This window comes from uncultured Fibrobacter sp. (genome assembly GCF_946062555.1).
Lineage (GTDB): Bacteria > Fibrobacterota > Fibrobacteria > Fibrobacterales > Fibrobacteraceae > Fibrobacter.
This window is the reverse complement of the sequence record NZ_CAMGVQ010000001.1, coordinates 131211-139964: the sequence shown is the minus strand read 5'-3', so window position 1 is coordinate 139964 and position 8754 is coordinate 131211. Positions and strand designations below refer to the sequence as shown.

The window sequence follows — 8754 nt, the reverse complement described above, 5'->3', positions numbered from 1 at the left end:
TTTTTTTCTTCCCGATTCAACCTATATCAGTCGCATTGACGGTGAAAATTCGCGTAAGAATACAAGAAGGGCCGCATTTCTGCGGCCCTTCCGTTTTATTTTCTTTCTATGCTACACATGCATTGCTAGTGTAGCCCGTGCACAAACGATGTTTTGTGCACGACTTATATTATTCCACCGTGATGAGGGTGAGAGTACGCTTGCCGACCTTGATCGGCTTGCTCACGTCAACCCCCTTCTTGGCCTTCTTGGACGGATCGTTTGCCCAGCCTTCCTTGAGCTTTTCGGAGCTCTTGTCAAGCGTCTGGACAGTGGCCTTGCCCTTGAAGCCCGGGATGTTCAACTTGAGTTCGTAGTCGCTGTACGGGCTCTTGTTGATTACGAGGAGGCTCTTCTTCTTGCCGTTTTCGGTGTAGTAGGTCGTGATGAGCGATTCCTTGTCACCGGTGATTTCGGTCTTGAGGAGCTTGCCGCGGAGAGCGTCAGAAGCCATCTGGAATGCCCAGTAGCTCGGACGCGGGCAGTTCATGCATTCTTCTGCAGAACGGGTCAGGTAACCGTAGTCACCGCCTTCCGGAGTGATATCGTTGTGGATATCCCAGTACTGTGCGTTGTCCACGTTTTCAGTGGCGAGCATAGCGAGGTAGTCAGCAACGAACAGACCGTTTTCGAGAGCGATGGTCTGGGGACCCGGGTTGAAGTCCACGGAGTTCCATTCGGTGAGCCAAAGTTCGATTTTCTTGTCCTTCTTAAAGTGGCTCGTCCACTTGTCCACAACCTTATGGAGACGGCTGTAGATAGGAACGAGGTCCTGCGGAGCAGAGAGCATGGCGAAGTCGTTTTCTTCACCAAAATGCTGCGGATAGTGGTGAACAATGAGACCGTCGGCAATGTCGCCGGTTTCCTTGAGCACGTTATCGTTCCACTGGCCATCGAGCACGCCGAGGACTGCGACCTTGATTGTCGGGTCAACCTTCTTCATGGCTTCGATGAACTTACGGGCGCGCTTACCATAAATGGTACCGCCGTCCTTACCATACTTTTCATAGTACGGGTGCCAGTTACCATAGACTTCGTTACCGATTTCCCAGTAAACGATGCCGGCCTTCTTGTCGATGTTGGTGTGCTTCACCCATGCGGCAGCTTCCTGTTCCGTACCGGAACCGAAGTTCACCGTGAACATTGCGTTAGAACCGGTCTTCTTCAACCAGGCGAGGAATTCGTCGGTATCGACCATCCAGTCATGGTTGTCGAGGATTTCCTTCCAGTGGTCGTCATCGGCACGGAGACCACCCGGATAACGGATGATGCCGTGGTTGATGCGCTTGACGTATTCGGCAGTCTGAACCTTGAACTTCGGATTGTCAAGCATGTCGCCATCCCAAAGGGCAGCGTTGATACCGAAGAGGCCACCCGAGATGTTCGGGTTGAGCACGTCGCCGGTACCCTTGACTTCAACCTTCACGAGAGCCGGACGTTCAGCAGCCTTGACTTCCTTCTGGTTGGTGAGCTTGATGTTATCTATTTCGAAGCTACCGTTAGAACCTTCTCCACCCGGTTTGAAGTCGAGGGATACAACACCCTTGAGGTCAAACTGGCCATTTTCCTTGGCTTCAGGCGGCTGGTAGTACGGGAACTTGGAGAATGCACGGAACGGCACGATTACCGTGGTGCGACCGCGAGGTACACCAGTGTTGGCAACAAAGAGTTCCTTGCCAGCATCACCGACCTGCACCGTAATGGACTGCCATGCACGTTCGGAGTAGACGTCGAACATGATGCCCCAGTGGTTGGTCCAGTCACGCTGCTTGTTATCGTGGTTGGCTGTATTCTTGGAGAAGTCGAGCACAACGTCAACCCAGTCGGACATTTCGAAGTGCTTCACGTTGAGGGAGTTGCCATCAAGCTTGGAGGTCTTGAACGGCATTTCCACTTCGACCTTGGACTTCGGACCCTTGGACGGTTCCCAGTTGTCCTTGGCGAACTTGCCTTCGAAGTCGGAAATCACGACATCCGGAGCCTTGGACTTCCAGTTGTCCCACTTGATATCCGGGTCAACCCAGTCGATGGTTTCGGTGAAGGTAATCTGGTCCACAAAGATGGTCACAGGAGCCGGCTTGCCCGGTTCGCCTGCGTTTTCACCCTTGCCCACGGAGAAGCGGATTTCCTGAATCTTGTTCCACTGGATATCCTTAGCGACTTCGGCCTGCTTGTTAGCGTCCCAAGCCTTACCCTTGTCGTTGAACTTCTTCAGAGGAATCTTCACGAGCTTCCAGTCGGTGCCGACCTTGGAGCCTTCAATCCAGTCGTTCAGGCTGATCTTGGTCTGGCTCTTGATGTCGTTGCCCTGGTTGTCGAGGATACCGACGTATACCTTTTCGCCGCCGAGCTTACCCTTGATCCAGAAGTAGAGACCGCCCTTGTTGCGAACCTTGGAGAGGTCAATGTACTTACCTTCGCCAAGAGAGTACGTCACACCGGACCAGTCGTTGTTATCGATGTAGAGAGCAAGCACGTTCTTGTTGCCCGCCGTCTTGGAGTCAGCTTCGCGCTGAGCAGAAAGACCACCGTAGCTGTAGCTGAAGCCCTTCAAGCCATCGGAGTAGAACACGCCATTAGCAACCGGCTTGACCTTGCCGTCGAGCTTTTCGGGGTTCTTGGGTCCGTTGATCACGTCGTTGTTTTCGTCCCAGTAGACGATCTTGGCCTTAGGCTTGGCCTTCTTGTTGCCCTTCACGATTTCGATATTGTCGACCCAGACTTCAAAATCCTTCGCACCGCTCTTGTCGATGGAGAAACGGATTTCAGCAATCTTGTCCCAGTCGATACGGGCCGGGAATTCGGACTTGCGGGTGTTGTCCCAGTAGAGGCCACGGTCCGGGAAATCGATAAGAGGAATAGAAACCTTCTTCCATTCCGTCGTCACGGCGCCGCCTTCGATATACTTGTTCATCGGGAGAACGACCTGGGTCTTCTTGCCATCGGAAATTTCTTCGTCCAAGAGGCCGACCTTGACAGACTCGCCACCCTTCTTGCCCTTGATCATGAATTCGAGCTTGGAATCCAAGAGGAACTTGTTCAAGTCGAAAGTTTCGTTGTAAAGGCAAACGGAAGCACCCGAATATTCACTCGGGTCGAGCTTGATGTTGAGGGCAGCTTTGGACTTGTAGCCGCCGTCCTTAGTGATGGTGATCCCCTTGCTCTTGCCGCCGTATGCGTAGTCGAAGCCACCCTGACGATATTGATCGTCAAAGAACTTGTAAGGAACTACGCGAGGTGCTTTCGGCTGAGCCATTGTAGCCGTCACGCCGAAGCCGAGGAGGGCGACGGTAGCGGCAGTCAATGTACGCTTCATCATATATCGTATCCTTTTGGTTGTGTTTAGTTTGATTTGAAATTAAAAAATTTGAGTAAAAAAAGGAAGCACGCGACCTTAAGTCGCGTTTACAGATTGAACCGCCAATGCGATTACTTGGCTTCCTTCAAGAGCTTTTCGACGAGGTCCGGGCTGAAACGGTCCTGACGCTTGCCGTTGATGTAGAAGTTCGGGGTACCCTGCACGCCGACTTCGGCACCGAGCTGGAAGTCCTTGTCGATGCGGGCGTTCATAGCGGAGTCAAGCACCATGTCCTTCTTGAACTGTTCAATGTTCAAGCCAACTTCCTTGGCGACGGCGAGATAAACGGAATCGGAAAGTTCGCGGCTATGCGGAGCGAGCGCATAGCGGTATTCCCAGAACTTGCCCTGCTTGTGTGCCGCGATAGAAGATGCAGCGGCGGCACGGGCGTTCGCATGGAAGCTGAGCGGGAAATGCTTGTAGACGAACTTGATCTGGTCGGGGTACTTCTTGTTGAGTTCCTGCATCACAGGAGCGATACGGGAGCAGTACGGGCACTGGAACTCGGTAAATTCAACAATCGTGAGCTTCGGGTTCTTGGTGTTGCCAAAGACCGGGCTGTCTTCGTCGGGAATGTCCCAGACCTTGTTGTCCGCTTCCATTTCGGCGCGGGCCTGTTCCAAGGAAATGCCTCGCTTGTCAAGAGCGTACTTGATGATTTCGAATTCTTCCTTGACCTGCTTGAATTCCTTTTCCAGGTTGTCGAGCCTGGCCTGCTGGTTGAACGAACCGCCGGCGGAAGCCTGATTACAGGCGACGAGACCAGCGAAGCATACTGCGATAGCAACAATGGGGAGACGTTTCATGTTTTTCCTTTTGATGTTAAAAAATCTGGGCAAGCACAATACTCGCCTGTGTAAGGGAAATATACTAATTAGACGAGAGACGAGAGACGAGAGACGAGAGACGAAAGACGAGAGATTTGAGAAAATAAGTTGGAAGTAGACTGTAGGAAGTTTGAAGTAGGAAGGAATGTGGAGTGTGGGATGCGAAGTTGCGGTTAAAATTAATTTACTTTCAAACAGAAAAGCCCGCGTTGTGCGGGCATAAAAAATGGTAATAGAATGACGGAAACTGAGAACTTGGATCTGTGCCGAAGACACTACCCCTGCGAGGTAGCCGCGAAGGTCAGGTTCTCGTAGTTCTTGATGGCAAGGTTCAAGCGGTATTCGTTGGGGAACAGGCAAACGAGGTTGCGTTCCTTGTCCATCATGCAGTCCATGGCGTATTCTTCGGCAAACTTGGCCACGTCGGCTTCGGGGCCGGACACCCAACGGATTCCGTGAGCGGGCACGCGGTCCAGCGACACATCGGCGCCGTATTCGCTCTGCAGGCGGAACTTGAGCACGTCGAACTGCAACTCGCCCACCACGCCAATCACAGGGATGGCAGACTTGAGCGGTTCGTACAGCTGGGTTGCGCCTTCTTCGCTCAGTTCAGCAAGGCCCTTCGCCATCTGCTTAGACTTAAGCGGGTTCAAAAGCGTCACGCGGGCGAAGTGTTCCGGAGCAAAATCCGGGATGCCGGTAAAGTTGATTTTTTCGCCGTCAGTCAACGTATCGCCGATGCGGAATAGTCCCGGGTCATTAATGCCCACGATATCGCCCGCCCAGGCGTGGTCGATAACTTCCTTGTCCTTCGCGAGGAAGGCGGTCGGGGCGGCCAGGCGGATTTCGCGGCCCGTGCGCACATGATAAACCTTTTCTCCACGGGTAAAGCTGCCCGAGCAAATTCGCAGGAATGCGGTACGGTCGCGGTGCTTGGGGTCCATGTTCGCTTGAATCTTGAACACGAAGGCGCTAAAGTCGTTTTCGTCGGGGCTCACCGGGCGCTTGTCGGTTTCGCGCACCATCGGAGGCGGCGCAAGCTTTGCAAAAGCGTTCAACAGCTGACGCACGCCGAAGTTGTTCACCGCGGAACCGAAGAACACGGGGCACATTTCGCCCTTCAGGAACTTTTCGTGGTCGAACGGATCCATGGCACCGGTCACCATCTCGTATTCTTCCTTGAACTGGGCGACCCAGTTCTCGCCGCACATTTCTACAAGGCGCGGATCGTCCGGGCCTTCCATCTGGATGATTTCCTGATGGCCTTCTTCTTTATTGAAGGTATGGAAGGTGTTTTCGACAATGGAATACACGCCCTTGAACAGCTTACCCACGCCTATGGGGAGCGTAAAGGGGGCAACCTTGATTTTCAGGATGCTTTCGATTTCGTCGAGCAGGTCGAGCACGTGGCGGCCATCCAAGTCCATCTTGTTGATGAACGTGATGATCGGCGTATGGCGCATGCGGCACACATCCATGAGCTTGATAGTCTGCTTTTCTACACCGTTCACGCTATCGATAAGCACGAGAGCTGCATCAACGGCGGTGAGTGCGCGGTAAGTATCTTCGCAGAAGTCCTGGTGCCCCGGGGTATCGACCAGGTTGAACATGCAATCTTCGAACGGGAAATTCAGCACGGAACTCGAAACCGAAATACCACGCTGCTGTTCGATCTTCATCCAGTCACTCACCGTGTAGCTGCGGTTTGCCTTGGCACGCACGTGACCCGCTTCGCGGATGACATTTCCGTACCAGAGGAACTTTTCGGTGATAGTGGTCTTACCCGCGTCAGGGTGGCTGACAATAGCAAAAGTGCGGCGTTTTTCGATTTCTGCGTTCATAGAACCGTAAATAGTGGTTAGTGATTAGTGATTAGGACACAATCATTTTCGAGTGCAAATATAGCAATTCGTGTTCTTTTCTATATTTAGCCCCGAAAGAAAAAGAGGTATACATTGGATTCTCTGCTTAAACCTTTTATGAATTCCCGCAAGGTGTATGTGCCGGGAAAAATGTACCCGGACATCCGCGTGGGAATGCGCGAAATTTTGACCGAGGACCCCGAAACACCGGTGGTTCCCGTGTACGACACGAGCGGCCCTTACAGCGATGTAGACGCCAAGCTCGACGTGACGAAGGGCATCGAGCGTTTCCGTGAATCGTGGATTATGGAACGTGGCGACGTCGAACAGCTTGACGACATGACATCGGCATACGGACGCGCCCGCCGTGCAAACCACGAGCTCGACCATTTGCGCTTCAACGCGGAACACCATCCGCTCCGTGCCAAAGCGGGCCACCACTTGACGCAGCTCGACTACGCCCGCAAGGGAATCGTCACCAAGGAAATGGAATACGTAGCAATACGTGAAAACCAGCGCCTTGACGAGTTGCAGGCCCAGGGCAAGATCAAGATTGAAGGCTCGCCCATTACGCCGGAATTCGTGCGCGACGAAATCGCCGCGGGCCGTGCGATTCTGCCGGGAAACATCAACCACCCGGAATGCGAGCCGATGATTATCGGCAACCGCTTCCTCACGAAAATCAACAGCAACATCGGCAATTCGGCCATCACCTCTTCTATCGAAGAAGAAGTCGAAAAGATGGCCTGGTCCGTGCGCTGGGGCGCCGACACCGTGATGGATCTTTCCACCGGAAAACACATCCACGAAACGCGCGAATGGATTATCCGCAACAGCCCCGTCCCTATCGGAACGGTGCCTATCTACCAGGCGCTCGAGAAGGTGAACGGCAAGGCCGAAGAACTCACGTGGGAACTGTACCGCGACACCCTCATCGAGCAGGCGGAACAGGGCGTGGACTACTTCACGATTCACGCGGGCCTGTTGCTGGAACATATTCCGCTGACCGCCAAGCGCACCACGGGTATCGTGAGCCGCGGCGGATCCATCCTTGCCCTCTGGCAGATGCGCCACCACCAGCAGAACTTCTTGTACACGCACTTCCGCGAAATCTGCGAGATTCTCGCCGCCTACGACGTTGCCGTTTCTTTGGGCGATGGCCTACGTCCGGGAAGCCTCGCGGATGCCAACGACGCGGCCCAGTTCGGAGAACTGGACACGCTCGGCGAACTCACGAAGATTGCCTGGGAATACGGCGTGCAGGTGATTATCGAAGGCCCGGGCCACGTGCCCATGCACAAGATTCAGGACAACATGGCACGCCAGCTCGAAAAGTGCCACGGCGCCCCGTTCTACACGCTTGGCCCCCTCACCACCGACATCGCCCCCGGTTACGACCACATCACGTCGGCCATCGGAGCGGCACAGATCGGCTGGTACGGCACCGCGATGCTCTGCTACGTGACGCCCAAGGAACACCTCGGGCTCCCCGACCGCAACGACGTGCGCGCGGGGGTCGTCACCTACAAGCTCGCCGCCCATGCGGCCGACCTTGCAAAGGGCCACTTTGCAGCGCAGTTCCGCGACGACGCCCTTTCGCGCGCCCGCTTCGACTTCCGCTGGAACGACCAATTCGCGCTATCGCTCGACCCCGAGAAGGCAATGGAATTCCACGACAAGACCCTCCCCGGCAGCCAGGCGAAGGCAAGCCACTTCTGCAGCATGTGCGGACCTAATTTCTGCAGCATGCGCATTACGCGTGCCGTTCGGAATTTCGTGGCAACCGGCGAAGTAGGTGACATTTAAAGCTTTCGAAAAGCGGAAACAGGGATTCTCAATCCCTATTTTTCTATATTTACCCCTGTAAAACATTCCAAGACAGGTTACCCTTATGGAAATCAACAAGGACATTGCCGACATCCGAGCAGCCGAAGCCATTCTTCATAAGAAGAAAAAATATCTGCTGTGCTACCACAATTTTAATGTCAAGAACTGCAAGAAATCCGCCGAAGAAATTCGGAAGATTGCCACTGCCGCCGGTTCGCCCATTTCGATTGCCATCGTTCCTTCCATCGGGGGCGTTCCCGAATCCGAAGCCGACACCTTCCGTGAAGAAATCGGCAAGTTCGTGCAAGAAGGTTACGAGATCTTGCTTCATGGCGTGCGCCATAACGCAGACCTGTTCATCAAGCGCAACCCCATCGGCAAATTCGCCCTTGCCATTTCGCACAACGGTGCCGAATTTGCAGGCCTCAACAAGAAACTTTCGCAGATGCTCCTGAACCGAAGCATCGCCCTTTGGAAGGCCCACGGTTTCGGCCGCCCTTCCGGATTCATCGCCCCGGTCTGGCTCGACAACAAGCACCTCAAGAAGCAGGTACTTGAAGAATTCAATTTCTACGAAGACATGTTCTACATCTACCGCAAGGTCGGTAGCCGAGTCAAGCAGTCTTTCTCGCAGATTTTGACATTCTCAGTCATTCCGAAGGCTCTCCTTGGAGCCGCGCAGGTATTTTCACGCCTTGCGCTCCTCGTTTACAGGGGTACACCTCGCCTGGTGATCCACGCCGGCGACATGAAGGCCATGGGCGAACAAAACCTTCTCTCGCTCGTAAAGTTTGCCTCGAACCACCGTGAAAAGATTATGTACCAGGATCTATAAGAGACC

Annotated in this window: 5 protein-coding genes; 2 read left to right on the top strand and 3 right to left on the bottom strand. The window is 53.9% G+C overall.

The annotated features are described in order from the left end of the window. Nucleotides 1–169 precede the first annotated feature (169 nt). The 3 genes from Q0P86_RS00580 to Q0P86_RS00570 all read right to left on the bottom strand — a co-directional run bounded on the left by Q0P86_RS00580 (nt 170) and on the right by Q0P86_RS00570 (nt 6065). Nucleotides 170–3358, bottom strand: a complete 3189-nt coding sequence (locus Q0P86_RS00580; protein WP_291021852.1) for a carbohydrate binding domain-containing protein — start codon at nt 3356–3358, stop codon at nt 170–172. Between the two features lie 110 nt (nt 3359–3468). Further along, on the bottom strand, nt 3469–4203 hold the full coding sequence (locus Q0P86_RS00575) for a thioredoxin domain-containing protein (RefSeq protein WP_290995066.1): 735 nt from the start codon (nt 4201–4203) through the stop codon (nt 3469–3471). A gap of 296 nt (nt 4204–4499) precedes the next feature. Next, complete coding sequence (locus Q0P86_RS00570) at nt 4500–6065, bottom strand: peptide chain release factor 3 (RefSeq protein ID WP_290995068.1); 1566 nt, start codon at nt 6063–6065, stop codon at nt 4500–4502. A 138-nt stretch (nt 6066–6203) separates the two neighbouring features. Here Q0P86_RS00570 and thiC point away from each other — a divergent pair, with 138 nt between their 5' ends. Further along, on the top strand, nt 6204–7892 hold the full coding sequence (gene thiC, locus Q0P86_RS00565; RefSeq protein ID WP_297342131.1) for a phosphomethylpyrimidine synthase ThiC: 1689 nt from the start codon (nt 6204–6206) through the stop codon (nt 7890–7892). Between the two features lie 85 nt (nt 7893–7977). Beyond that, nucleotides 7978–8748, top strand: coding sequence for a DUF2334 domain-containing protein (locus Q0P86_RS00560; protein WP_294111357.1), 771 nt, complete (start codon nt 7978–7980; stop codon nt 8746–8748). Nucleotides 8749–8754 lie beyond the last annotated feature (6 nt).